This window comes from Reyranella aquatilis, from assembly GCF_020880995.1.
GTDB classification, from domain to species: Bacteria; Pseudomonadota; Alphaproteobacteria; order Reyranellales; family Reyranellaceae; genus Reyranella; species Reyranella aquatilis.
In genome coordinates, this window is the sequence record NZ_JAJISD010000015.1 from 76,605 (window position 1) to 102,322 (window position 25,718).

24 protein-coding genes are annotated in these 25,718 nt (G+C 67.1%); 13 read left to right on the forward strand and 11 right to left on the reverse strand.

What is annotated here, in order from left to right; genetic code table 11:
• Positions 1-110 precede the first annotated feature (110 nt).
• From LJ725_RS26440 to LJ725_RS26455, 4 genes are read left to right on the forward strand one after another with little or no spacing between them, the layout of a single operon-like run.
• Positions 111-674, forward strand: coding sequence for a shikimate kinase (locus LJ725_RS26440; RefSeq protein WP_230553952.1), 564 nt, complete (start codon positions 111-113; stop codon positions 672-674).
• Entirely contained in the window at positions 671-1,798 is a 1,128-nt protein-coding gene (aroB, locus tag LJ725_RS26445) for a 3-dehydroquinate synthase (RefSeq protein WP_230553953.1), read from the forward strand. Before LJ725_RS26440 ends, aroB begins: the two co-directional genes overlap by 4 nt.
• 7 nt (positions 1,799-1,805) lie before the next feature.
• Positions 1,806-3,110 carry an HlyC/CorC family transporter gene (locus tag LJ725_RS26450; RefSeq protein ID WP_230553954.1) on the forward strand — a complete coding sequence of 435 codons (1,305 nt, stop codon included), beginning with the start codon at positions 1,806-1,808 and terminating at the stop codon, positions 3,108-3,110.
• Positions 3,111-3,138: 28 nt separating this feature from the next.
• Positions 3,139-3,792: a DUF2889 domain-containing protein gene (locus tag LJ725_RS26455; protein ID WP_230553955.1), complete on the forward strand. Its 654-nt coding sequence runs from the start codon at positions 3,139-3,141 to the stop codon at positions 3,790-3,792.
• Here the strand turns inward: LJ725_RS26455 and LJ725_RS26460 are convergent.
• Positions 3,789-4,070: a BolA family protein gene (locus LJ725_RS26460; protein ID WP_230553956.1), complete on the reverse strand. Its 282-nt coding sequence runs from the start codon at positions 4,068-4,070 to the stop codon at positions 3,789-3,791. The genes LJ725_RS26455 and LJ725_RS26460 overlap by 4 nt on opposite strands.
• 97 nt (positions 4,071-4,167) lie before the next feature.
• Between LJ725_RS26460 and LJ725_RS26465 the strand changes: the two genes are divergently transcribed.
• The 4 genes from LJ725_RS26465 to LJ725_RS26480 all read left to right on the forward strand — a co-directional run bounded on the left by LJ725_RS26465 (position 4,168) and on the right by LJ725_RS26480 (position 8,783).
• On the forward strand, positions 4,168-4,716 hold the full coding sequence (locus LJ725_RS26465) for a J domain-containing protein (RefSeq protein ID WP_230553957.1): 549 nt from the start codon (positions 4,168-4,170) through the stop codon (positions 4,714-4,716).
• A gap of 111 nt (positions 4,717-4,827) precedes the next feature.
• Positions 4,828-5,832 (forward strand): cobaltochelatase subunit CobS, encoded by a 1,005-nt coding sequence (gene cobS / locus LJ725_RS26470; RefSeq protein ID WP_230553958.1) that lies wholly within the window; start codon positions 4,828-4,830, stop codon positions 5,830-5,832.
• A gap of 21 nt (positions 5,833-5,853) precedes the next feature.
• Positions 5,854-7,770, forward strand: coding sequence for a cobaltochelatase subunit CobT (cobT, locus tag LJ725_RS26475; RefSeq protein ID WP_230553959.1), 1,917 nt, complete (start codon positions 5,854-5,856; stop codon positions 7,768-7,770).
• Between the two features lie 17 nt (positions 7,771-7,787).
• A complete protein-coding gene (locus LJ725_RS26480; RefSeq protein ID WP_230553960.1) occupies positions 7,788-8,783 on the forward strand; it encodes an esterase-like activity of phytase family protein in 996 nt (331 codons plus the stop codon).
• Between the two features lie 137 nt (positions 8,784-8,920).
• On the opposite strand, the gene rpmB is transcribed toward LJ725_RS26480, so the two are convergent.
• The 5 genes from rpmB to LJ725_RS26505 form a co-directional block, all read right to left on the reverse strand.
• Positions 8,921-9,226 carry a 50S ribosomal protein L28 gene (gene rpmB / locus LJ725_RS26485; RefSeq protein WP_230553961.1) on the reverse strand — a complete coding sequence of 102 codons (306 nt, stop codon included), beginning with the start codon at positions 9,224-9,226 and terminating at the stop codon, positions 8,921-8,923.
• A gap of 73 nt (positions 9,227-9,299) precedes the next feature.
• Positions 9,300-9,782, reverse strand: a complete 483-nt coding sequence (locus LJ725_RS26490; RefSeq protein ID WP_230553962.1) for a YcgN family cysteine cluster protein — start codon at positions 9,780-9,782, stop codon at positions 9,300-9,302.
• Positions 9,772-10,770, reverse strand: coding sequence for a methylmalonyl Co-A mutase-associated GTPase MeaB (meaB, locus tag LJ725_RS26495; RefSeq protein ID WP_230553963.1), 999 nt, complete (start codon positions 10,768-10,770; stop codon positions 9,772-9,774). Before meaB ends, LJ725_RS26490 begins: the two co-directional genes overlap by 11 nt.
• A 15-nt stretch (positions 10,771-10,785) precedes the next feature.
• Positions 10,786-11,943, reverse strand: coding sequence for an MFS transporter (locus tag LJ725_RS26500; protein WP_230553964.1), 1,158 nt, complete (start codon positions 11,941-11,943; stop codon positions 10,786-10,788).
• Positions 11,930-13,798 carry an ABCB family ABC transporter ATP-binding protein/permease gene (locus tag LJ725_RS26505; RefSeq protein WP_230553965.1) on the reverse strand — a complete coding sequence of 623 codons (1,869 nt, stop codon included), beginning with the start codon at positions 13,796-13,798 and terminating at the stop codon, positions 11,930-11,932. The genes LJ725_RS26500 and LJ725_RS26505 overlap by 14 nt, the downstream gene beginning before the upstream one ends.
• 105 nt (positions 13,799-13,903) lie before the next feature.
• Between LJ725_RS26505 and LJ725_RS26510 the strand changes: the two genes are divergently transcribed.
• On the forward strand, positions 13,904-14,725 hold the full coding sequence (locus tag LJ725_RS26510; protein ID WP_230553966.1) for a DUF3108 domain-containing protein: 822 nt from the start codon (positions 13,904-13,906) through the stop codon (positions 14,723-14,725).
• A 51-nt stretch (positions 14,726-14,776) separates the two neighbouring features.
• On the opposite strand, the gene scpA is transcribed toward LJ725_RS26510, so the two are convergent.
• Together scpA and LJ725_RS26520 are read right to left on the reverse strand one after the other, a co-directional pair.
• Entirely contained in the window at positions 14,777-16,933 is a 2,157-nt protein-coding gene (gene scpA / locus LJ725_RS26515; protein WP_230553967.1) for a methylmalonyl-CoA mutase, read from the reverse strand.
• A gap of 39 nt (positions 16,934-16,972) precedes the next feature.
• Positions 16,973-18,184, reverse strand: a complete 1,212-nt coding sequence (locus LJ725_RS26520) for a polyhydroxyalkanoate depolymerase (RefSeq protein ID WP_230553968.1) — start codon at positions 18,182-18,184, stop codon at positions 16,973-16,975.
• Positions 18,185-18,266: 82 nt separating this feature from the next.
• On the opposite strand from LJ725_RS26520, the gene LJ725_RS26525 reads away from it, so the two are divergent.
• Positions 18,267-18,923, forward strand: a complete 657-nt coding sequence (locus LJ725_RS26525) for a glutathione S-transferase family protein (RefSeq protein WP_230553969.1) — start codon at positions 18,267-18,269, stop codon at positions 18,921-18,923.
• 103 nt (positions 18,924-19,026) lie between these two features.
• Here the strand turns inward: LJ725_RS26525 and LJ725_RS26530 are convergent, their stop codons facing one another.
• Positions 19,027-19,569 carry a DUF3833 family protein gene (locus LJ725_RS26530; RefSeq protein ID WP_230553970.1) on the reverse strand — a complete coding sequence of 181 codons (543 nt, stop codon included), beginning with the start codon at positions 19,567-19,569 and terminating at the stop codon, positions 19,027-19,029.
• Between the two features lie 106 nt (positions 19,570-19,675).
• Here LJ725_RS26530 and LJ725_RS26535 point away from each other — a divergent pair, with 106 nt between their 5' ends.
• The 3 genes from LJ725_RS26535 to LJ725_RS26545 are packed head-to-tail and all read left to right on the forward strand — an operon-like array spanning position 19,676 to position 22,447.
• The gene (locus LJ725_RS26535) at positions 19,676-20,671 is read left to right on the forward strand and encodes a Bug family tripartite tricarboxylate transporter substrate binding protein (RefSeq protein ID WP_230553971.1); all 996 of its coding nucleotides are present in this window, start codon (positions 19,676-19,678) and stop codon (positions 20,669-20,671) included.
• 3 nt (positions 20,672-20,674) lie between these two features.
• A complete protein-coding gene (locus LJ725_RS26540; RefSeq protein WP_230553972.1) occupies positions 20,675-21,490 on the forward strand; it encodes an alpha/beta fold hydrolase in 816 nt (271 codons plus the stop codon).
• A gap of 9 nt (positions 21,491-21,499) precedes the next feature.
• Positions 21,500-22,447, forward strand: a complete 948-nt coding sequence (locus tag LJ725_RS26545; RefSeq protein WP_230553973.1) for an alpha/beta hydrolase — start codon at positions 21,500-21,502, stop codon at positions 22,445-22,447.
• Between the two features lie 136 nt (positions 22,448-22,583).
• Here the strand turns inward: LJ725_RS26545 and LJ725_RS26550 are convergent, their stop codons facing one another.
• Together LJ725_RS26550 and LJ725_RS26555 are read right to left on the reverse strand one after the other, a co-directional pair.
• A complete protein-coding gene (locus LJ725_RS26550; protein WP_230553974.1) occupies positions 22,584-24,410 on the reverse strand; it encodes an adenylate/guanylate cyclase domain-containing protein in 1,827 nt (608 codons plus the stop codon).
• A gap of 125 nt (positions 24,411-24,535) precedes the next feature.
• Positions 24,536-25,717, reverse strand: coding sequence for a hypothetical protein (locus LJ725_RS26555; RefSeq protein WP_230553975.1), 1,182 nt, complete (start codon positions 25,715-25,717; stop codon positions 24,536-24,538).
• Position 25,718 lies beyond the last annotated feature (1 nt).

A 25,718-nucleotide genomic window follows, 5' to 3' on the forward strand; every position in this document is an offset into this window, starting at 1 on the left:
CTACCCGCCCTCCTCCAGAGCGGCAATTGCCTAGTCGCCTCCCTACGCCGCGCCGCAGCCAATCGCTTGAAACCACGGGCATAATGGGCGACATGGATGGGCAGCCCGCCATGGACGCCCCTTCTCCCCTGTCCTTGCCGCGCACCGTGGCCCTCGTGGGCCTGATGGGCGCGGGCAAGAGCGCCATCGGCAAACGACTGGCGGCACGGCTCGGCCTCCCGTTCGTCGATGCCGACGACGAGATCGAGCGCGCAGCCGGCTGCACCATCTCTGAATTCTTCGAACGCTATGGCGAGCAGGAGTTCCGCGCCGGCGAGCGGCGGGTGATTGCCCGGTTGCTCGAAGAAACGCCACGCGTCCTGTCGACCGGCGGCGGCGCCTATATGGATCCCGAAACCCGAAGCCTGATGAAGGCCCGGGCCCTCACCGTCTGGCTTCGCGCCGAGCTCGACGTGCTGTTCGACCGTGTGAAGAAGCGCACCCACCGGCCGCTGCTGCGCCAGGGCGACCCGAAGGAAATCCTCGCGCGGCTCATGCAGCAGCGCTACCCGATCTACGCCGAGGCCGACATCGTGGTCGATTCGACCGCCCAGCCGGCCGAGCGCACGACCGAGCAGGTGATCGACGCCCTCCGCGCGCATCTGCAGTCCCAGACGACAGGACAGACCGCATGAGTTCGCCCCGTACCATCCGCGTCGACCTGGCGGGCCGCGCCTATGACATCGCGATCGGCCCCGGCCTGATCGACCGCGCGGGCGAGCTGTCGCGGCCATTGCTGGCCGCGCCGCGGGTCACGATCGTGAGCGACGACACGGTCGAGCCGCTCTATGGCGCGCGCCTCGCCGCCTCCTTCGCGAAGGCAGGCGTCAAGACCGAGACAGTCACGGTGCCGGCCGGCGAGAGCAGCAAGGACTTCGCGAGCTTCGGCCGGCTGATGAACGAGCTGCTCGACCGCCGTCCCGACCGCAAGACCACGCTGGTCGCGCTGGGCGGCGGCGTGGTCGGCGACCTGACGGGTTTCGCCGCAGCCGTGCTGCTGCGCGGCGTCGACTTCATCCAGGTGCCGACGACGCTGCTGGCGCAGGTCGATTCCTCGGTCGGCGGCAAGACCGGCATCAACACCCGTCATGGCAAGAACCTGGTCGGGGCCTTCTACCAGCCGCGCCTGGTGCTGGCCGACACGACCGTGCTCGATACGCTGCCGCGCCGCGAACTCCTGGCGGGCTACGCCGAGGTCGCGAAGTACGGGCTGATCGACGATCCCGACTTCTTCGCCTGGTGCGAGGCCAACGGGGAAAAGGTGCTGGCAGGCGATGCCGCGGCACGAACCTACGCCATCGAACAGAGCTGCCTCTCCAAGGCGCGCATCGTGGCCGCCGACGAGCGCGAGACCACCGACCTGCGCGCCCTCCTCAACCTCGGGCACACGTTCGGCCATGCATTGGAAGCCGAGACCGGCTTCGGCGCGACCCTGCTGCACGGCGAGGCGGTCGGCGCGGGCATGGCGATGGCCTTCGACCTGTCGGCCCGGCTGGGTCTCTGCCCCGCGGCCGATGCAGAGCGCGTGCGCCATCATCTCGGCAGCGTCGGACTTCCGGTTCGACTGCGCACCATCGGCGGCGACAACAGCCGCACCTGGGATGCGGCGAGGCTGATCGAGCACATGCGCGGCGACAAGAAGGCCGAGGGTGGCAAGCTCACCTTCGTGCTGGCGCGCGGCATCGGCAAATCCTTCGTCACCCGCGACGTCGACGAGACGGGCCTGCGCGGTCTGCTCGACGACGCCATCGCGGCCTAGGAGCGGCATGGACGCCGAGCTGCATTTCGACATTCCGCTTTCCTTCGCGATCCCGCTCGTCGTCGTCTGTCTCCTGCTGGCCGCCTACCTGTCGGCGGCGGAAACCGCGATCACCGGCGCCTCGCGCCCGCGCATGCATCGCCTCGCGCAGCAGGGGCATCCCCGGGCGGCGATCGTCAACGCCCTGCTCGACCGCAAGGACGAGGCGGTGAGCGCGGTGCTGCTGGGCAACAACGTAGTGAACATCTTCTCCGCATCGCTCTCGACAGCGGTGCTGACGGCGCTGTTCGGCGCCGCCGGTGTGGTCTACGCCACCCTGGCGATCGGCGTGCTGATCGTGATCTTCGCCGAGGTGATGCCCAAGACCTGGGCCCTGCTGCGCGCCGACCGCGTGGCGCTGGCGCTGGCACCGTCGATCATGGTGACGCTCACCATCCTGGGGCCGCTGGCGCGCGGGGTCGCCTGGATCTCGCGCTTCTTCCTGCGCCTGATGAACGTGCGGACGGACCGCACCCCGGACGCGGAGGAGCAGAGCGACGCGCTGCGCGGCGCCATCGAGCTGCATGGCGAGGGACAGGAGGGCGACAGCGCACCGGCGGAGAAGGCGATGCTGCGGTCGGTGCTCGACCTCGGTGACCGCACCGTGGGCGACGTGATGACCCATCGCGGCAATGTCGTTCTGATCGATGCCGACCAGACCACCGACGCCATCGTGACCCAGATGCTGGCGGCGCCCTACACGCGCATCCCGCTCTATCGCGGCGAGGCCGATAACGTGGTCGGCGTCGTCCATGCCAAGGACCTGTTCCGCGCCGTGAAGGCCGCCGGCGATCCGGCCGCGGTGAAGATCGATGCGATCATGACAGCGCCGTGGTTCATTCCCGAATCGACGGTGCTGTTCGACCAGCTCGAGGCGTTCCGCGCCCGCCACGAGCATTTTGCGATCGTGGTCGACGAGTATGGCGCCCTGCGCGGCATCGTGACCCTCGAGGACATCATCGAGGAGATCGTCGGCGACATCGAAGACGAGCACGACGCCATCCGCCGCGGCGTCGCGCGTCGCGACGACGGCAGCATGGTCTGTCAGGGCGACGTGCCGATCCGCGACCTCAACCGGGAATTCGGCTGGGGCCTCCCCGAAGGCGTCGCCACGACCATCGCCGGACTGGTGCTGCACGAGGCGCGCCGCATCCCGGAAGTGGGGCAGGTTTATGCATTCTACGGTTTCCGCTTCGAGATTTTGAAGCGCGAGGGCACGCGCATCGCCGAGTTGCGGATCGTGCCGCCCGCCGCCATACAGGCGGGCAATTGACCTCCACCTGACACAGCGGGGAACCACCATGCCGCTTTCGCCACCGATCGGGCGACAGCACCTTCATACGCGCCGCGTCGTCTGCCAGGGCTTTTTCCGCGACGACGGGCTGTGGGACATCGAAGGCCGGATCACCGACGAGAAGACCTACGAACACGCCAACGAATGGCGCGGGCCGCTGAAGCCCGGCGACTTCGTGCACGACATGTCGATCCGCCTGACGATCGATCATACCTTCACGATCGTCGATGCCGAGGCGGTCACCGACAGTTCGCCGTACAGGATGTGCGGCGACATCGCGCCGGCCTTCCGGAAACTGATCGGCCTGCGCATCGGCGGCGGTTTCCACCGCGCGGTGCGCGAGCGGCTGGGCGGCGTGCAAGGCTGCACGCATATCGTCGAGCTGCTGGGCCCCGTGGCGACCACCGCCTTCCAGACCGTCTCGTCGAAGAAGGCACGCGACCTCAACCGGGCGCATCGCGAGAAGACGGGTACCCTGCCGCCCAAGGACCCGAACGCGGCGCCCAAGCCACCCCGCAAACCCTACATGCTGGACACCTGCCACAGCTGGGCGTCCGACAGCGAGGTCACGAAGCGCTGGGTGCCGCACTTCTACACCGGCCCAGACGCCGAGGCGGTGCGCGCCGCCGTCGAGGGCAAGGACGTGGAGATGGAAGGCTAGCGCTTTGCGTCTTCGGCCGGCGTCAGCGTTTCCATCGCGAGCGCGTGCAGGCCGGCATCGAGTTCGGCCTTGAGAGCGGCATAGACCAGGCGCTGGCGCGCCACGCGGGTCTTGCCCTCGAAGGCCTGCGACACGATTTCCACGCGGAAATGCGTCTCGCCCCCCTCGCGCCACCCGGCATGGCCGTGATGCTTGGAGGATTCGTCCTCGATGGCCAGCCGCACCGGAGAGAATGCCTCGCGGAGCTTGCTGTCGATCGTCGTCGCCACCTTGCCCATGACCGTCTCACCTCTTCCGCCGGCTTCTCTTGCCGGGTCCCGTCCTTGAACACATATTAGCCCGATGGCCCGACGGCGAGCGAACCCACTGGCTGCAATGGATGGTGCGAAGCCGCACCAGCGCGTCTGCGAGGCTCCGGGCTGTCGCCTGGAGGGTCAATATCGTGCGCCCCGCGCCCGCGACAAGCTCGACGAGTATCGCTGGTTCTGCCTCGAGCATGTGCGCGACTACAACAAGAAGTGGGACTACTTCGCCGGTCTCGAGCCCGACCAGATCGAGGCCCACATCCGCGCCGACACGACGTGGCGTCGCCCCGTCTGGCCGCTGGGTGCCCGCCGCAACGGAAATCCCTATGCCCACATCAAGGACCCGCTGGGGCTGGCCGACGATGCCGGACTGGGGGAAAAGCCGCCGCCCAAGTACGACGGCAGCGAGCAGCTGACCCCGGCCGAGCGCAATGCCATGGACGTCCTTGAGCTTTCCTGGCCGCTGACCCGGAAAGTCGTGAAATCCCGCTACAAGGAACTGGTGAAGCTGCATCACCCCGACGCCAACGGCGGGGCCCGGGAGGCGGAGGAAAAGCTCAAGGAAATCAACGCCGCCTATTCCACTCTGCGGGCCTCGGAGCACCTTCCGGCCGACTGATTAGCCCTGCTTGGGGCTGTCCGTGCATTTGGCCGCTTGCAGCGCACAATCCCGCCTGCGACTATCGTTCTGCCCGCAATTGGCGGGCATTGTTTTGTAGGAATTCGTGTGATGGCCTCTACGACGACCGCGGCCCGCCAGAATGTGTCGGGCATGCCGGATATCAAGGTTTCTGCGCGCCAGGTTTTCGGGATCGACACGGACATGGAAGTCCCGGCGTTCAGCGCCCCGACCGAGCACGTTCCCGAGGTGGATGACGCCTACCTGTTCGATCACGACACGACGATGGCGATCCTCGCGGGCTTCGCCCACAACCGCCGCGTCATGGTCCAGGGCTATCACGGCACCGGCAAATCGACCCACATCGAGCAGGTCGCGTCGCGCCTCAACTGGCCCTGCCTGCGCGTCAACCTCGACAGCCACATCTCGCGCATCGACCTGATCGGCAAGGACGCGATCGTCCTTCGCGACGGCAAGCAGGTCACCGAGTTCCGCGAAGGCATCCTGCCCTGGGCCCTGCAGAACCCGACCGCCCTGGTGTTCGACGAATACGACGCCGGCCGCGCCGACGTGATGTTCGTGATCCAGCGCGTGCTCGAGGTCGACGGCAAGCTGACCCTGCTCGACCAGAACAAGGTCATCCATCCGCACCCGGCGTTCCGCCTGTTCTCGACCGCCAACACGGTCGGCCTCGGCGACACGACGGGCCTCTATCACGGCACGCAGCAGATCAACCAGGGCCAGATGGACCGCTGGTCGATCGTGACGACGCTGAACTACCTGCCGCACGAGCAGGAAGTGAACATCGTCGCCGCCAAGACGCCGCACTACAACAGCGACGAGGGCCGCAAGACCATCGCCGCCATGGTGGCCCTGGCCGAACTCACCCGCGCGGGCTTCATCGCCGGCGACATCTCGACCGTCATGTCGCCGCGTACGGTGATCACCTGGGCCGAGAACGCGCGCATCTTCGGGGGCGACGTGGGCTTTGCCTTCCGTCTCACCTTCCTGAACAAGTGCGACGAGGTCGAGCGCAGCACGCTCGCCGAATACTATCAGCGCTGCTTCGGCAAGGATCTGCCGGCGACCAGCGCCAAGGGCGGCAAGACGCACTAAGCAGTAAGTAGCGAGGGCCGGATGGCCAAGGACTCCACTCCCATCGAGGAGTTTCGTCGCGTCACCGCCACCACCATGCGGGCGGTGTCGCGCAAGGATGTGAACGTCGCCTTCGTGCCCGAGGGCGGTTCGCTGCTGGGGCAGGAAGCCCGCATCACCGTACCGGCGCGCGATCTGCCGGCCGAGGATGTGAGTCGCGTCCGCGGCGAGGCCGATTCGATGGCGCTGAAACTGCGCCACCACGACCGCAAGACCCACCTGCGCCGCGTCCCGCGCGGCGAGGCGGCGCGCGCGATCTTCGAAGCGGTGGAACAGGTCCGGGTCGAGGCCCTGGGGGCCAAGAAGATGATCGGCGTCGCCGACAACCTCTCCGCCCTGTGGCGACAGCGCTCGGATCAGCGCGGCCATGCCCGCATCAAGACCAAAGAGGACGCGCCGATCGCCGACGTGATCGGCCTGATCGCCCGCGAGCAGATCCTGGGCGCCGCGCCTCCGGATTCGGCCAAGGCTATGGTCGATATGTGGCGCTCCGACATCGAGAGCGCCGCCGGCCGCGACTTCCAGAAGCTGCGCGATGCCCTGACCAACCAGGAAGCATTCGCCCGCGCCGCCCGCCAGCTCATCCGCGACCTGAAGCTCGGCGACGAGACGGCCGACCTGCAGGACGACGACAATCAGGATTCGCAGGACCAGGAGAACGCCGACGGCCAGTCGAACGAGACCGGCGACGACCAGAGCGATTCCAGCGAGACCCAGGGCTACGGCGCCCAGGGCGAGGAAACCGAGGACGCCTCCGAGCAGGACGACGCGTCCGAGACCGTCGCCGACCAGGCCCAGACCGAGATGCAGATGGGCTCCGGCGACGAGGAGGAGCCCGGCCGCGCCGAGCGCCCCTGGCTGCCGCCGGGTGCCCTGTCCAACGAGCCCGCGGGCCAGCAGTATCACGCCTACTCCAACAAGTTCGACGAGATCGTCGAGGCTGATGCGCTATGCGATGCCGAGGAACTCGGCCGCCTGCGCAACCATCTCGACCAGCAGCTCGCGCACCTGCAGGGCGTGATCGGCAAGCTTGCCAATCGCCTGCAGCGCCGCCTGATGGCGCAGCAGAACCGCGCCTGGGAATTCGACCTCGACGAGGGCATCCTCGACGCCGCGCGCCTCACCCGCGTCGTCACCAACCCGATGCACGCTTTGTCGTTCAAGACCGAGCGCGACACCAATTTCCGCGACACCGTGGTCTCGCTGCTGATCGACAATTCCGGATCGATGCGCGGGCGGCCGATCACGGTGGCGGCGATGAGCGCCGACATCCTCGCCCGCACGCTCGAGCGCTGCGGCGTGAAGGTCGAGATCCTGGGCTTCACGACGCGCGCCTGGAAGGGCGGCCAGAGCCGCGAGCAGTGGCTCGCCGCCGGCAAGCCGGGCAATCCCGGCCGCCTCAACGACCTGCGCCACATCGTCTACAAGCCGGCCGACGCCCCGTGGCGCCGTGCCCGCAAGAACCTGGGCCTGATGCTGCGCGAGGGCATCCTCAAGGAGAACATCGACGGCGAGGCGCTGCTGTGGGCGCACAGCCGCCTGCTGCCGCGCCCCGAAGAGCGCAAGATCATGATGGTGATCTCCGACGGCGCGCCGGTCGACGACAGCACCCTGTCGGTCAATCCCGGCAACTATCTCGAACGGCATCTGCGCGACGTGATCGACTGGATCGAGACGCGCTCACCGGTCGAGCTGGTCGCCATCGGCATCGGCCACGACGTCACGCGCTACTATCGCCGCGCCGTCACCATCGTCGACGCCGACCAGCTCGGCGGCACGATGATGGAGCAGCTCGCCTCGCTGTTCGACGACGACGACAAGAAGGACGCCCGCGCGGCCCGCGGCGCCCGCAAGGGTGCAGCCAAGGTCGGCTCCAAGTCCGGCAAGCGCGCCGCCTGAGCGGGCGCTTGTCTCGGGTGGCCAACCGCTTTCTTCTCTCGCTCTGCCTGCTCGTCGCGGCTTGCGCCGGCATCTCGCCGCCGCCAGCCGGGGCGCAGGAGCAGCCGGTCACGATCGAAAGCTCGGCGCTCACGCTCAAGATCGACGAGCCCAAGGCGACGCGCGTCGGCAAGCTGGTCTGGCGCGGCGGCCTCGAGATGCGCGCGAACTCGCGCAGCTTCGGCGGCCTGTCCGATCTGCACGTCACGCCGGATAACCGAACGCTGACCTCGATTTCCGACGAGGGCGGGTGGCTGGTCGCGACGCCACGCTTCGACGACAAGGGCATGCTTGTGGGCCTGGCGGACGCCCGCATGGGCCAGCTGCGCGGCCTCGACGGCAAGCCGATCGACAGCAAGCCCGAGGCCGACGCCGAGGCGATGGCGCGCCTGCCCGACGGATCGTGGCTGGTCTCGTTCGAGCGCCGCCACCGGCTGTGGCGCTACCCGACGCTCACGGCGACGCCCCTTCCCGTGGAAGGACCGGCGGATATCGGGCGCCAGCCCGGCAACGGCGGCATCGAGGCGCTGACCGCCCTGGCCGACGGCACCGTCGTCGCGATCAGCGAGGAGTACAGCCGTCAGGCCGGCACGGTGGTCGGCTGGATCGGCAAGCCGGACGCCGGCGGCCGCTACGCCTGGAACGCGTTCAGCTATTCGACCGCGCCCGACTACAAGCCGACCGCTCTTGCGGTTCTGCCGGACGGATCCTACGCCACGCTGGAGCGTGCCTTCGACATGGTCCGCGGCGTCCGCGTCCGCGTGATGCGGTTCGAGGCGGCCCAGCTCGCCCCCGGCTCGACGGTGCGGCCGGAGGAACTGGCGCACCTGTCGTCACCCTATGCGGTCGACAATCTGGAGGGGTTGGCGGCAACACGCGGCGCCAAGGGCGAGACGCTGCTCTGGCTGATGTCGGACGACAATTTCAACCCGCTTCAGCGCAACATACTGATGCTGTTTGAGTTGGCGCCCTAGGGCTGAGCAACGCTCAGCCCGTTGAGCGACAGGACATTGCCCGCAATGTCCGAGAGCGCCGGAGGAAGAGCGACCGGCACTGACCTCTCCGTCGTCGTGACGACGACACCTCCCCATCTGAACGGGGAGGGAAAGGCTTACGCCGCCTTCTTCGCGTCCTTCTTGCCCTTAGCCGACACGACGCGGCGCTTCAGCACCTTCATCTCGGGCGAGAGCTTGCTGTCGTTCGTGTCGAGCAGGTAGGCGTCGATGCCGCCGTTATGCTCGATGGTCTTGATGCCGCGCGGGGTCAGGCGCAGGCGGACCGCATGGCCCAGCGCGTCGGACAGGACCGAAGCGATCTGCAGGTTCGACATGAACCGGCGCTTCGACTTGTTGTTCGCGTGGCTCACATTGTTGCCGTACTGGACGGACTTGCCCGAAAGGGCGCAACGACGGGGCATGACAATATCCGCTAAAAAACGATCCCGCCGGAGGGCGGGAAGGCCGGCTTTTTACGGGCCCAAGGGGTGCCCGTCAAGCAAACCAATCCACGACCCTTTCGCTGATGTCCTCGACCTGATCCTCCGGGATCACCCGCCCCCGGGCCGAGATTCCCGCCTCGTGCACGGTGTTGGGGTCGCCGGAGACCAGCGGGTGCCACCAGAACAGGTCCTGCTTGAGATGGACGAGCCGATACCCACAAGTTCTTGGGAGCCAATCCATCTTGGCCACGACTTCTGGGGTGAGCTGGATACAGTCCGGCACGATCTTCTTGCGATTCTTGTAGTCACGGCAGAGCGCGGTCTTGGGATCCAGCAGCTTGCAGCAGGTGTCGGTCTGGGCGAGTTCGCCGGTCCCTTCGTATTCCAGCTTGTTGACGCAGCACATGCCGCAGCCGTCGCAGAGGGATTCCCACTCCTGCTTGGTCATCTGCGACAGGGTCTTGCGCTTCCAGAAGGGCTCCTTCTGGGCCTCAGCGGCGCGGCGCGCCCGCTTCAGGAAGGATTTAGCGGCCATGGAAGGCTTCTAGCATGGTTCGGGCCGCGGCGGCGGGCGTCGCCCGCCCGGCTTCGACCTCGCGCTCCAGGCCACCGACCAGGCGTCGGACCTCGGGATGCTTCTTCAGTTCGGCCAGCAGCGTCTCTCCGACTTCGTTCCACATCCAGGCGCGCGCCTGCTCGGCGCGTCGCTTCTGGATGCCCTTCTCGCCCACCGCCGCGTTGAACCGCTCCACGACGTCCCAGATCGCCGTCACACCCTCTCCGGTCTGGGCCGAGCTGGTCGTGACTTCCGGCGTCCAGCCGGCAGTCGGGGAGCGCAGCATGCGCAGGGCGTGCTGATAGTCGGCGGCGGACCGTTGCGCGGTCGCCTTCAGGTCGCCGTCGGCCTTGTTGACCACGATCAGGTCGGCCAGTTCGATCACGCCGCGCTTGATGCCCTGCAGGTCGTCGCCGCCGGCCGGCAACAGCAGCACGATGAACATGTCGACCATGTCGGAGACCGCGGTCTCGGACTGGCCCACGCCCACCGTCTCGACGATGACCGTGTCGAAGCCCGCCGCCTCGACCAGCAGCATCGTCTCGCGCGTGCGCCGGGCGACCCCGCCCAGGGTTGCACCTGCCGGCGAGGGCCGGATGAAGGCCTCACGGCGGCGCGACAGCTCCTCCATGCGTGTCTTGTCCCCCAGGATCGACCCGCCGCCGCGCTTCGACGAAGGGTCGATCGCCAGCACGGCCAGCGAGCGGCCGCGATCCAGCAGGGAGAGGCCGAAGCGCTCGATCAGGGTCGATTTGCCGACGCCCGGGACACCGGTGATGCCGAGGCGCACCGATCGGCCGGTATGCGGCAGCACGGCCGCGAGCAGCGCATCGGCGCGCACCCGGTGATCGCTGCGTGTCGATTCGATCAGGGTGATGGCCTGCGCCAGCGCCCGCCGGTCGCCCGCGAGCAGTGGCGCCAGAAGCGGATCGACCGCTTCGTCGGAAGTCACAACGGGCGCACTCATCGGCGGCGAGCTTTATCAGGCGCGACGGCGCATTGCCAGCAACGCCCCGGCCACGGCGATCGCGTAGAAGGAGCCCAGCGTCCAGCCGAGTCCGGGCTCGCCAAAGGCATCCATCGCCGCGCCGGTGAGCGGCCGGCCGACCAGCCCGCCCACGACGTAGATCAGGCTGAAGGCGGTATTCGCGCGCGCGATGTCGCCGCCGTTGAAGCGCTGTCCCAGCAGCGCCAGGCCCACCGGATAGATCGCAAACGAGATGCCGCCCCACAACATGATCACGCCGACTATCGCGAACGACTGCGCCGGCACGAAAGTGAGGCCGATCACCAGCGCGGCGCTCACGAGCGCACAGCTCGCCAGCACGGCCCGACGATCCCAATGATCGGCCAGCCAGCCGATCGGCCACTGCAGGGCCACGTTGCCGACGACGAAGGCCGACAGCCACAGCGCGCCGGTCTCCGGCGCAACCCCCGAGCTGACCGCATAGACAGGCAGGAAGCTGAAGGCGACCTGCTCGCCCAGGCCCCCCGCGAAGGCGGCGAGCATGGCGAGCGGCGCCCCCAGGAAGATCGTGCCATAGCCGCCATCGGCGTGATGCCGGATCGCCGGCGCCCGGTACCGGTAGGGCAGCAGCGGCAGCGCGACCAGCAGGGCGAGCCCGGCGCAGGTCAGGAAAGGTGCCGGCCCGTAGACGCCGACGACCTGCAGCACGAAGGGCCCCAGTGCCATGCCGCCCGCGAACATCGCGGCATAGATCGCCATGACCCGGCCGCGCCGCTTCTCCTCGACCACGAGGTTCATCCAGATCTCGCTCACCACCCACGGCACGCCCCCGACCGCGCCGTGCACGAAGGTGAGCGCGAACCAGGCGAGCGGCCCTTTGGTCAGCGTATAGCCGACCGTGCACAGGGAACCGGCCAGGACGGCGGCGAGGATGAGCGGTACGGCACCGAAGCGGGCCGCCAGCCGCGGGATGTAGGGCCCGGTCGAGAGCATGCCCATCGCCCACGCCGCGGAGATGATGCCGATGGTGAGCTTGTCCTCGCCCTGTCGTTCCAGGGCGAGCGGCACGAGCGGCATCGCCGCGCCCGACTGCAGGCCGATCGCGGCGCAGGCGATGAAGACGGGGACGAGCGAACGCCAGTGGCCGGTGGCTGCCGGCCTAATCGCCGACACGCAGATGCCCCTCGGCCCGGAAGGAGGGCGGCTCCTCGACATGCCGCTCCGCCTCGGCGGCCGCCTCCTGCTGGCGCCGCCACATATCGGCATAGAGACCGTCGCGCGCCAGCAGGTCGGCGTGGCGCCCACGCTCGGCCACGCGACCGCGGTCGAGGACGACGATCTCATCGGCGTTGATGATGGTCGACAGCCGGTGCGCGATGATCACTGTGGTGCGGCCGCGGCTCACTTCCTCCAGCGAACGCTGGATCTCCTGCTCCGTGCGCGTGTCGAGGGCGCTGGTCGCCTCGTCGAACAGCAGGATGCGCGGATTCTTCAGGATGGTGCGCGCGATCGCCACGCGCTGCTTCTCGCCGCCCGACAGCTTCAGCCCGCGTTCGCCGACGGTGCTGTCGTAGCCCTGTGGCAGCGCCATGATGAAATCGTGGATGCGCGCCAGCCGCGCGGCCTGCTCCACCTCCTCGCGGGTGGCACCCGGCCGGCCATAGGCGATGTTGTAGTAGATCGTGTCGTTGAACAGCACCGTGTCCTGAGGCACGACGCCGATCGCCGCGCGCAGGCTCGCCTGCTGCACGTCGCGGATGTCCTGCCCGTCGATTCGGACATGGCCGGAGGCCACGTCGTAGAAGCGGAACAGGATGCGCGAGATGGTCGACTTGCCGGCACCGCTCGAGCCCACGATGGCGACGGTCTCGCCCGGGGCCACGCGGAAACTGACGTCGTGAAGGATCGGCCGCGTCTTCTCGTAGTGGAAATCGACATGGTCGAACACGATCTCGCCGCCCGTTACCACAAGCGGCGGGGCGCCGGGCTTGTCGGCAATCTCGGCCTGCACCTGCAGAAGGCCGAACATCTTCTCCATGTTGACCAGTGCGTTGCGGATCTCGCGATAGGCGAAGCCCAGCATGTTGAGCGGCATGTAGAGCTGGATGAGGAAGGCGTTGACCGCCACGAAGTCGCCGATCGTCATCGTGCCCGCAACTACGCCCTGCCCCGCCATCGCCATGACCAGCACCAGCCCGACCGAAATGATCGCGCCCTGCCCGACGTTGAGCACCGACAGCGTGCGGCTGGAGCGGATGGCCGCATTCTCGTAGCGCCGGCGGCCGACGTCGTAGCGGCGCGCCTCGTGCGGCTCGTTGCCGAAATACTTCACCGTCTCGAAGTTCAGCAGACTGTCGATCGCCTTGGCGTTCGAATCGGTATCGGCCTCGTTCATCGAACGCACGAACTTGATGCGCCATTCCGAGAGCATGATGGAAAAGACGATGTAGGCACCGACGACGACCAGGGTCACGACCGAGAAACGCCAGTCGTAGAGGCTCCACAGAATGCCGCCGACCAGTAGGATTTCGAACAGGGTCGGCAGGATGTTGAAGGTCGTGAAGCGGATCAGGAACTCCATGCCCTGCGTGCCGCGCTCGATGACGCGGCTCAACCCGCCGGTCTGCCGCTCCAGGTGGAATCGCAGAGACAGTGCATGGAGATGGCCGAACACTTCGAGGGCGAGATTGCGAATGGCTCGCTGCGCCACCGGGGCGAAGACGGCATCGCGGAGCTCACCGAAGGCCTGCGACAACACACGTGCCACGCCATAGGCCACGATCAGCGCGATCGGGACAGCCACCGCCTGCGCGGCCGGCGTGCCCAGCATGTCGACGGCGTTCTTGTACAGGATCGGCACGTAGACGTTGGTGACCTTGGCGGCGACCAGCAGCGCCAGCGCCACGATCACCCGTACACGCAGGCCTGTTTCACCCTTTGGCCACAAATGCCGGCCCAGGATCGCGATGACCCCCCAGCTGCGCGAGGCGTCCAGCTTGGGAGCGCCGTCCGTGACGGTTTTCGACATGAACGAAAAATGCCTTATTGAGCCACCATGTTGGGTGGCGAAGGGAGCGTCGGCCTTCTATCGTGCCCCGCAGGCCGAAGTAAGCCCCTCCCGGAAAGGGACCGCATGAGATTTCGCAAGGCCTTGGCAGCGATTGCCTTGAGCGTAGCCACGCCCGCCGTGGCATCGGCGCAGGAGGCGCGACAGGTCGACATCGCCTACGAGATTACCTTCGCGGGCCTCTCCGGCTTCCGCATCGATGTGACCGCCAAGTTCAACGGCTCGAGCTACGACGTCGAAAGCCGGACCTTCAAGGAAGGCATCCTGCGCGCCGTCACCATGCACTATGACGGCCGAAACCGCGCCTGGGGCGGCTTCTCTCCGCAGGGCGCGCGCCCCGCGGCCGGTTCGCTCTCGATCGTCGTCGGCGACAAGCCGCGCACCTGGATTGCGCAGTATGCCGGCGACACGATGCAGGAGACGCACAACCCGGCGTACAAGCCATCGCCGCAGAACACGATCTCGGACGAGCAGCGGCGCGGTTCGCTCGATCCGCTGTCGGCAGGCCTCAGCGTCGGCATGGCCGGGGACGCCGCCTGCGACCGCACCGTGCAGACCAACGACGGCAAGCGCCGGATCGACGTCATCATCAAGAAGGTCGGCACCGAGCCCGCCGCGACGGCCGGCGTTCCCGGCGCTCAGGGCGACCTTCTGATCTGCGAGATCTTCACCCGGCGCGTGGCCGGCGAGTTCGACAGCGCACCGAAGGAGGCCGAGACCGAGCGCGAGAGGCCGATGCGAATCTGGCTTGCGCGCATGGACCAGACCCAGATGCGCTATCCGGCCAAGCTCGAGGCCCATACCGGCTTCGGGACGATCCGCGGCCGGATCCTCTCCTTCCGCGAACGCCCGATGACGCCGGGCGAAAGCCAGGCGATGAAGAAGTAGCACTCATGTTCCTCTACCCCGCTAGGGGGAGAGGAGTCTGAAAGAAAGGCTCTATGCCGCGCGCTTCTGATCGCGCTGGCGCAGGATCGACAGGATCTCCGCGGCGGCGGCGGGGATGTTGGTGCCGGGGCCGTAGATCGCCGCAACACCGGCCTTCTTCAGGAAATCATAGTCCTGGGCGGGGATGACGCCGCCGACCACGACCATGATCTCGGAGCCGTTCTGCTTCGCCAGTTCCTCGATCAGCTGCGGCACCAGTGTCTTGTGTCCCGCCGCCTGGCTCGAGATGCCGATCACGTGCACGTCGTTCTCGATGGCGGCGCGCGCGGCCTCTTCCGGCGTCTGGAACAGCGGGCCGATGTCGACGTCGAAGCCGAGATCGGCGAAGGCGGTGGCGATCACCTTGGCGCCGCGGTCATGGCCGTCCTGGCCCATCTTCACGACCATGAGACGTGGCCGGCGGCCCTCCTCCTCGGCGAAGGCGGCGATGTCGGTGCGGATGCGCTCGAGACCGGCATCGCCTTCCCATTCGCCGGCATAGACGCCGGAGATCGAGCGGATGGTCGCCTGATAGCGGCCGTAGACGCCTTCCAGCGCCGACGAGATCTCGCCTACCGTGGCGCGGGCGCGCGTCGCCTCGATCGACAGGCCGAGCAGGTTGCCGGTGCCGTTGCGCGCGGCCTCGCCCAGCGCCTTCAGCGCGGAGACGCACTTGGCCTCGTCGCGGGTCGCACGGATCTTGTTCAGGCGGTTCACCTGGGCCTCGCGCACGACCACGTTGTCGACGTCGAGGATGTCGATCGGCGGCTCTTCCTTGAGCTGGAACTTGTTCACGCCGACCACGATCTCCTCGCCGCGGTCGATGCGGGCCTGGCGGCGCGCCGAGGCCTCCTCGATGCGCATCTTGGGCATCCCGGCCTCGACGGCCTTGGTCATGCCGCCTAGCGCCTCGACTTCCTGGATCAGCTTGCGCGCCTCGGCGACCAGACTGGCGGTCAGCGATTCGACGTAGTAGCTGCCGGCCAGCGGATCGACGACCTTGGTGACGCCGGTCTCGTGCTGGAGGATCAGCTGGGTGTTGCGGGCGATGCGGGCCGAGGTCGGCGTCGGCAGCGCGATCGCCTCGTCGAACGAATTGGTGTGCAGCGACTGGGTGCCGCCCAGCACCGCCGCCAACGCCTCGTAGGCGGTGCGGATCACGTTGTTGTACGGGTCCTTCTCGGTGAGCGACACGCCCGACGTCTGGCAGTGGGTGCGCAGCGACAGCGAATCGGCCTTCTTGGGTTCGAAGGGCTTGATCAGCTCGGCCCACAGGAAGCGCGCGGCGCGCAGCTTGGCCGCTTCCATGAAGAAATTCATGCCGATGCAGAAGAAGAACGAGAGGCGCGGCGCGAAGGCGTCGATGTCGAGGCCCTTGGCCTTGGCGGCACGCACGTATTCGAGCCCGTCGGCCAGCGTGAAGGCCAGTTCCTGGACGAGCGTCGAGCCCGCCTCCTGCATGTGATAGCCGGAGATCGAGATCGAGTTGAACTTGGGCATGTAGAGCGCGGTGTGCTCGATGATGTCGGCCACGATGCGCATCGAGGGTCCGGGCGGATAGATATAGGTGTTCCGGACCATGAACTCCTTGAGGATGTCGTTCTGGATCGTGCCCGACAGCTTGTCCTGCGGCACGCCCTGCTCCTCCGCGGCGACGATGTAGCCGGCCAGCACCGGCAGCACGGCGCCGTTCATCGTCATCGACACGCTCATCTTGTCGAGCGGGATGCCGTCGAACAGGATCTTCATGTCCTCGACGGAATCGATCGCGACGCCCGCCTTGCCGACATCGCCCACGACGCGCGGATGATCGGAATCGTAGCCGCGGTGCGTGGCGAGATCGAACGCCACCGACAGGCCCATCTGGCCGGCCGCGAGATTGGCGCGATAGAACTTGTTGCTCTCCTCCGCCGTCGAGAAGCCGGCATACTGGCGGACCGTCCAGGGACGCCCCGCGTACATCGTGGCCTTCGGCCCGCGGGTGAAGGGCGGGAAACCGGGCAGCGTCCCAACCGTCTCGAGCTGCTCCAGGTCGGCAGCGGTGTAGATCGGCTTCACCGCGATGCCCTCGGGGGTCATCCAGGTGAGGTCATCGAGCGGGCGGTCGCGCAGCTCCTTGGCTGCAAGCTTTTCCCAGTCGGCGAGGGTCTTCTTCGGAAAATCGGCCATGGCCCAATGTACTGCGGATTTCCGGCCTGAAAAGACCCGCTATTCGTTGGCCAAAATCGTGTTCCGGACCAGAGGGTAGATCTGCCCGGCCCAGCGGCGGCCGCTGAACACGCCGTAGTGGCCGACACTGGCCTGCATATAGTGCTTCTTGCGATAGGGTCGCAGGCTGGAGCACAGGTCGTGGGCTGCGACCGTCTGGCCCAGCGCGCAGATATCGTCGCGCTCGCCTTCGATGGTGAAGAGCGCGGTCCGGCGGATCGCCTTGGGGTTCACCCGCCGCCCCTTCCAGTCGAGCTCGCCCTTGGCGAGCCTGTGCTCCTGGAACACCCACTGGACGGTTTCGAGATAAAACTCTGCCGTCATGTCGAGCACGGCGAAGTATTCGTCGTAGAAGGTCTTGATGGTCTCGGCCTGCTCGGTCTCGCCCTTGGCGAGGTGCCGGTAGAGGTCGGCCTGCGCCTTGATGTGGCGCTCCGCGTTCATGCTCATGAAGGCGGTGAGCTGCACGAATCCCGGATAGACGCGGCGCGTGGCGCCCGGATAGCGCATCGGCACGCGATGGATCAGGTTCTGCTCGAACCACTCGATCGGCTTGCCCATCGCGAGTTCATTGACCTTGGTCGGGCTGATCCGCGTGTCGATGGGGCCGGCCATCAGCGTCATGCTGCGCGGCTGGGCGGGATTGTCGTCCTCGGCCATGATCGACACTGCCGCCAGCGTCTGCACGCAGGGCTGGCAGACGGCGATGACGTGCGCGCCGGGGCCCATCACCTCGAGGAATTCGATCAGGTGCCCGACATACTCGTCGAAGCCGAAGCGGCCGTTCCAGACGCCGACGTCGCGGGCATTGGCCCAGTCGGTGATATGGACGTCATGGTCGGGCAGCAGCACGCGCACGGTATCGCGCAGGAGCGTGGCGAAATGCCCGGAAAGAGGTGCCACCAGCAGCACCTTGGGCTGTGGCGCGACGCCGACCTTGGCGAAGCGCAGCAGGGTGCCGAACGGCGTGGCGAAGACTTCCTCCTCCCGCACGGCCACCGTCTGGTTGCCGTACTTCACTTCCTTGATGCCGAAGTCCGGGCGGCGATGGGTCAGGGTGGCCCGGGTCGTCATCTCGCAGAGGGCGCTGGCCGCCCGCCAGCTGTCGAGGTTCGCAGCGCCTCCGCCGGAGAGCGTCTGGCCCGCCGCCGTCGCCCACAGACGGACCGGGAGCATCATGTCGGCGGCGGTCTGGTACATTGCATAAAGCATGAGGGGCGAACCGGCTCGGAATTTGCATCTTTGCGGGCACCTAAGACACAGACAGTCCCACCAGTCGGGAGGGGTGGAGTCCATGGCCGAGGCCTCGCTCACCATCAGTAGCAAGAACTATTCCTCTTGGTCGCTCCGCGGCTTCCTCCTGTGCCGGATCGCCGGTCTGGATTTCGAGGAGCGGATTGCGCCGTGGGACGATCCGGCCACGCGGGCGGAGCTCCTGCTGCTGTCGCCCTCCTTCCTCGTCCCCTGCCTCGAACATGGGCAGGTCAAGGTGTGGGACACGCTGGCCATCGGCGAGTACCTGCACGAGATCAAGCCCGGCGCCGGCCTTCTGCCGACCGACCAGGCAGCGCGCGCCCATTGCCGCGCCGTCTGCGGCGAGATGCACTCCGGCTTCGCCAACCTGCGCTCGGCGCTGCCGATGAACCTCAAGGTGCGGCACGAGAGCTTCAAGGTCTGGGGCGGCGCCCAGGCCGACATCGAGCGCGTCACCACGATCTGGCGCGAGTGCCTGCAAAAATACGGCGGCCCGTACCTGTTCGGCGCCACGCCGACCATGGCCGACGCCATGTACGCCCCGGTCTGCACCCGCTTCGCCACCTACAACGTGAAGCTCGACGAGGCCTCGGCCGGCTATCGCGACCTGATGCTGCGCTTCCCCGCGATGCTGGAATGGACGGCGGCGGCGAAGTCGGAACCGGAGGAAGTCGAGGAGCTCGACGTCGAGTTTTAGAGTCCTTCCGCGCTCACTGGCATTACACCCACGACCTCATCCTGAGGCGGTCGCGCAACGACCGTCTCGAAGGATGAGGTTGTGCGGTTAACTCAAAGCGGATTCAGCTCCCCGGCGCGCGGCGGAGTTCGAGTTCGACACGGCCGACGCGGAGGCCCCACTTGCCGACGGTGGCCTTGTTGATCAGCGAGCCGTCTGGGTTGAGGGCGAGGACGTCCCTGAAGTCGACGGTCCAGCCGCCCAGGCTCACGGCATATTCCAGCCGCACCGCCTTGCCCTCGGTCCAGGCGCGGGCCGGTCCGACCACATCTTCGCGCGTGCCGGTGTAGGTGCCGGGCGCGGTGCGCTCCAGCTTCCAGGTCTTGCGGTCCTTCTCGCCGTCGGCATAGGCGAAGTCCTCGACCAGGGTCAGCGTCTTGCCGTCCCAGGCGCCGTCGATGACGACGTCGAAGCGGCGCTGCGAGCCGGTCCAGCTGTTGGTGAAGACGCCCTGGCCGACGGTGCGGCCGGGAAAGAACTGCTCCAGCACCAGCGGCGGCGTCGAGGCCGTCGCGACCGGCGCCTCGGGCGGCGAGGCGCAGGCGCCCACGAGCGCGAGCAGGGCGAGCGGGGCGAGGCGGGCGGGGCGCGGCAAGATCGATGACATGCCGGTTGTACGACCGCCCTCTGCCCGACGGATCACCCTTCCCCACTCCTCCCTTGTGACTCCTGCCGGCGCCGCGCAGACTTCGGCCAACGAAGCGGAGGAAACAATGAACATCACCCGCCGCGGCGCGTCGCGCGGACTGGGGTTGGGGCTGGGGCTGGGATTGACCGCCCTGCCGGCCGTCGGCCCCCGCGCCCAGACCGCCTTTCCCTCGAAACCGCTGACACTGATCATCCCCTTCCCGGCCGGCGGGCCGGCCGACACGTTCGGGCGGCCGCTGGCCAGGGGCATGGGCGAGCGGCTGGGCCAGGCGGTGGTGGTCGACAACAAGAGCGGCGCGGCCGGCGTCACCGGCACCGACGTCGTGGCCAAGGCCGGCAGCGACGCGCATGTGCTGGGCCTGGTGAGCGCCAGCGCCGGCGCCATCATGCAGAGCCTGATGCCCAAGATGCCGTACGACCCGGCGAAGGACATCGTGCCCATCACGCTGGTGGTGCGCGTGCAGGAGGTGCTGGTCGTCAGCACCAAGCTCGGCATCGACGACTTCAAGGGCTTCGTCGCCTACGCGAAGGCCAATCCCGGCAAGCTCACCTATGGATCGGCGGGCACCGGCGGCATCACCCATCTCGCCACCGAGCTGCTGAAGCGCGAGGCCGGCATCGATCTCCTGCACGTGCCCTATCGTGGCGCGGCGCCCGCCACCAACGACCTGATCGCGGGCACGGTGAACTGCGCGCTGCTCGACGTGCCGGTGCTGCTGCCGCACATAAGGTCGGGCGCGGTGAAGGCGCTGGCGGTCAGCTCCGACACGCGCGCGCTCCTGCTGCCCGACGTGCCGACCATGGCCGAGCTCGGCCTGCCCAGGGTGAACTCCGACAACTGGTACGCGCTGGTGGCCCCGGGCGACTCGCCGCCGGCCGCGCGGCAGAAGATCCACGAGGCTGCGGTCGCGACCATCCGCTCGAAGGAGGTGACCGACGCCTATGCCGCGGTCGGCGGCGTCGCGGTGGGCGATTCGTCCGCCGAGGTGACGGCCTACCTGAAGGCCGAGGTCGCCAAATGGGCCGAGGTCATCAAGGCCGCCAACGTGAAGCTCGAATAGAAGATGCCGCTGCCGATCGAACGCGGCCTGGCGAAGACCTTCGCCGGGCACATCCACTGGCGGGCCTGTGGACCTGAAGTCCCCGGGGCCCCGGTCGTGATGGTGAGCCACATCAACCAGCAGAGTTCGGCGCTGATGGTCGAGCTGCTGCAGGCGCTGGGCGCGCACTATCGCGCCGTCGCCATCGACTATCCCAGCCACGGAAACTCGGATCACATCGACTGGCAGCCGCGCATAGAAGACTACGCCCGGGCCGTGATCGAGACGATGGATTCGCTCGGGATCGAGCGCGCCTTTGCGCTGGGCGAGGCGGTGGGCGCGGCGGTGTCGATCGCGCTGGGCGGCGGCTGGCGCGACCGCATCGACAAGGTGGTGCTGGTCAACACGCCCTATTTCAGCGACGACGCCACCGCGACGAAGGACATCGCCGACATCGCGGCGGTCCGGCCGCAGGATTCCACCGGATTCCCGGCGCCGCGCTCGATCGACTTTCTGTTGACGAAAGATCCCGAACACGCGCCGATGCAGCCGACGCAAGACTGGATGGACCGCATCAACGTCGCCCAGTTCGAGATCGGCCGCGACCGCTGGCAGGCCATGCAGGCCCTCGCCAGGTTCGACACGCTGGCCGGCATGCAGTCCCTCGCCTGCCCCACGCTGATGCTCTACGGCGAGCACTTCATCTACGGCCGCCACCGCGCGCTGCTGCAGGCGCGCTGCCCGCACGCCCGCATCGAGACGATTGCGAACGGCCGCTTCTGCATGACATGGGAACGCGCTATCGACGTCGCGGACCATGCACGACGCTTTCTGACCTGAGGACTGGATATGCTCGACGCCGAAGCCCGCATGCTGCTCGACCTGATGGACGCCGCCACCAAGTCCGGCCGCCCCAAGCTCGAGACCCTGCCGCACGCGATCGGCCGCGCGGCGGTCGACAAGATGTCGGAGGACAGCGAGGCCGATCCGCCCGAGGTCGCCCAGGTGATCGACGGCGCGCTGCCGGGGCCGCGCGGCGACATCCGCTACCGCCGCTATCAACCGCTCGGCGTGAACGGCGGCGTGCTGCCGACGCTGATCTACTATCACGGCGGCGGCTTCGTGATCGGCAACATCGAGACGCACGATTCGACCTGCCGGCGGCTCGCCAACAGGAGCCGCTGCCAGGTGATCTCGATCGACTATCGCCTGTCGCCCGAGCATCCCTTCCCCGCGCCGATCGACGACGGGATCGCGGCCTTCCGGCACATCCGCGACGAGGCCGCTGCCTTCGGCGCCGACGCCGTGCGGCTCGCGGTCGGCGGCGATTCGGCGGGCGGCGCGATGGCCGCCGTCGTGTGCCAGGCGATGCGCGACGCGAAGGAAACCGGCCCCGCCTTCCAGATGCTGATCTATCCCGCGACCGACTCCAGCAAGGAGAGCGCCTCGCGCCAGGCCTGCGCCGAGGGCTACTTCCTCACCAAAGGCCTGATGGACTGGTTCTGGAAGGCCTATGTCCCGGCCGGCACCGACCTCGCCGACCTGCGCCTGTCGCCGCTGCTCGCCAAGGACTTCACCGGACTGCCGCCGGCCTTCGTCCTCACCGCCGGCTACGACCCGCTGCGCGACGAGGGCCGCGCCTATGCCGACCGCCTGATCGACGCCGGCGTGAAGACGACCTACGTCAACTATCCCGGCACCATCCACGGCTTCTTCTCGCTGACGCGGTTCCTGAAGCAGGGGCTGAAGGCCAACGACGAGGCGGCCGCGGTGATGGGGGCGTTCTTCGGGACGTGATCGACGTCGCCCCTTCTACCGCGACCAAAGCACCACCAACCTCATCCTGAGGAGCGGTCCGCAGGACCGCGTCTCGAAGGATGGGCAACGGACGGGGTGCGCGTGCCCACCCTTCGAGACGGCGCTTCGCGCCTCCTCAGGGTGAGGTGGTTGTCTGGAGAGGCGCGGAGGTTGAAGGGCCGAGACGCACGAACCCAACCGGCCGATCGAAGCCTTTCAGTGAGACCTCTTCCTCGCGCTTCGGGACGTCGGCGATGACGGTCTGGACGGCGGGATCGTCGGCTACGGCGCGGCTCAGCACGATGTCGCCGCCTTCGCTCTGGCCCTGCAGGCGGGCGGCCATGTTCACGGTCGAGCCGAAATAGTCGAGCCGGTCGTTCAGCGTCACCACCACGCTCGGGCCCATGTGGACGCCGAGCTTCAGCGTCAGATCCTGGTCGGCGATGCGGGCCTGCATGGCGAGCGCGGCACGCACCGCGTCGGCGGGATCGCCGAACGAGGCCATGACCGCGTCGCCGATGGTCTTCACCACCGCGCCGTCATGGTCGCGCACGACCCCGGCCAGCAGCGCGAAATGCTCGCGCACGACATTGTAGGCAGCGCCGTCGCCCAGCCGCTCGTAGAGCGCCGTCGAGCCGCGCAGGTCGGAGAAGAGCAGCGCCACCTGGCTCACCCCCGCCTCGTCGCCCGGCCGCAGGGTCGCGGCGGCAAAGAGATCGCGGAAGGCCTGCAGCGAGATCACCTCCGGCACGGTCAGCGCCTCGCGCGTCCAGGTCCGGTCCTCGATCAGCGCCGCCAGCTCGAAGCCCGCCTCGTTCACGAACTCGATGGTCCCCGCCTCGCCCCCCGCTCCTTGTGAGGCCGCCGGCAATGCCTCGACGCCCGACGCCGTCACCTTGAGGCCGGGGAACGGCCCGCCTTCGTGCTCGACCTCGACCGTCCCGCCGGGATGGAGCGTGCGCAGCCGGTAGCGCCCCGGCGGCAGATCGACCGAAACGCTCCGCCGCTGCCCCGGCGCCAGCAGCAGCTGGACCGCGACATGCGGCGTCGCCATCGGGCCGGAGAGGCAGAACCCGCCCTCCATCAGCGGCCGCACCGCCGGCGCGGGCGCGAAGGAGAGCTCGACGTTCTTCTCGAAGTCGCGGTCGTAGTCGATGTTGCAGGAGGGGCAGTGCGCGCCTCGCGGCAGCTCGGAGAGCGCCGAGGCCGAGAGCTTGGGCCCGCGGCAGTTGGTGCAGAGCAGGTCCCAGCTCATGGTCAGCAGGCCCGCCCGCACCGCCGCAAGGCAGCCTTCGATGGCGGCGCGCGGCGCCACGCCGATCTGGCGCGCCAGCCGCTTGGGCTTGAGATGGGCGAGGTCGCTCGCCATGCCGCCCAGCACCGTGCCCGTCAGCACCCGGCCGAGCCCGTTGCCGTAGGGGCTGCGGTCGATCTCCACTGCCATCGCCGCCGCGCGCTCGAAGGCGCCGTCGGGCAGCGCCGGCTTCGGCAGCTCGAACGGCGTCTCGCGCTCGCCCTTGAGATGGGCCACCGCCTCCAGGACGCGCTTGCCCACGGCGGCGCCGGCCTGCTCGGCCAGCCGCTTGCCGAACAGGCGGCCCATCAGGGTGAGCGGCTCCCATTCGAGCGCGTAGGACACGACCGAACCGCCCTTGCCGTCAGGCTCGAGATCGAACACCGGCCCGAAGCGGCGGAACGGCCCCTTGGAGAAGACCCGCGACACGTTGAAATGGCGACCCAGCACCCACTCGTAGGGCTTCTCCTCCCATTCGAGCGTGAACCCGGCCGCCTTGCCCCGGCCGCGGCGCAGCACCGTCCCGTTGGGCTGCGGCGTCTCCTCCAGCAGATAGGGCGGCAGGCCCATCGCCTCGTTGAAGCGGTTGGTGTCGGCCAGCACCGGCCACAGCACGGACGGCGGCAGATCGAAGGTCCAGCTCCAGGTGCGGCGCGAGAGAGGCGGCATGGGGCTGGTACTGTAGCACGCGGGCGGACGGATCAGGGGTGGGGATCGTGGAGGGAATTGAGGTGGCGCCAAGACATATTCCGAGCGCGATATTCCAGAAAAAGGCAGTAACTAAGTACGATGAATCACGATTGGATTTTCTCTAACGTGCTTGGGTCATAGGCATGGCCAGTGAGCAACAGCGCAGAGACAAGCGGTTTAGCTGCCCGCACACGCTCCATACTTGTAGAATACCGAGTCGGCTCGACATATGGCATGGCAACACCACAGGAATTCTGATCCGCTTTCGCCTGCATTTCAAAACATGCTAGCCCTGCCCCCAAGGTGATTAGTTTGCTCGCCAGCGGCGTCACCAGGAGTCGACAACCACCCAAGACACCAAGACTCTCCTTATAGCGAATCATTGCATTCAAAAGTTGCCTGTACGCTTCAAACGGCTGGGCTTCGTGTGCATAAAGAATATTCGAACGAGGAGTATCCGCTCGTTCGAAAAGCAATTCTCGATACTCAACCAAAAGCTGATCCGCTCGCCGATGATCTCGCGATGGATGAGGCAGAACCGGACAAATCTCTGCGGATGGCGGGATATAATCCCAAACCTTTTCAAACTGACTCGCTCGCCTTTCACCTAGAATTGGGAACCATACCGATGGCCATTCAGAAGCAGCCTCGCTATGTAGAATTTCAGAGAAACCTGGAATAAGCGTCAGGTCGCTGCGCGGATCCTCCGATCGGATATTGGCATCCAGCAACGCATCTTCTGCCACTACAACTTGGAAATTTACGCCACCGGCATAAAGTGCATTTGAGCGCTGCAAATCCGGAAGTATCTTCTTCAGAATTCCCGTCATGATCGCCAAATAGGCGACTCTCGGAAGAGAACTCACATCGAGAACAATATCTGTATATTCATCAATCTGATTGAGAATTTTCTGCGCAGCCATCCGCAATAGACTAGTCGGCCCGATATCACTCTCACCCGCCGAATTGGCGTTAAAAGACTCGCTAACAACACTTCCGATTGGCTTAAATATCTCTGCTAGAGCCTTTCCATTTTCTTCAGTTAATGACCGCAGCTCCTCGCTTATATGATAGGCGGAAAATTCGACGAGTAGGAGAGTTGCTTTGTCGATTTTCGGTTGCGAATACTCAACACTACGTACCAGTTCGCGCAATACAGATTGCGCGCGGAGATCAAATCCTCGCCCAGTTATATAGAGAAGGCGAACAGGGCGATTAGCGAACAAATCGTCCCACATCTCAAAAACGTCGTTTCCCCTTCGAAACACATAAGATTGCCACAACATT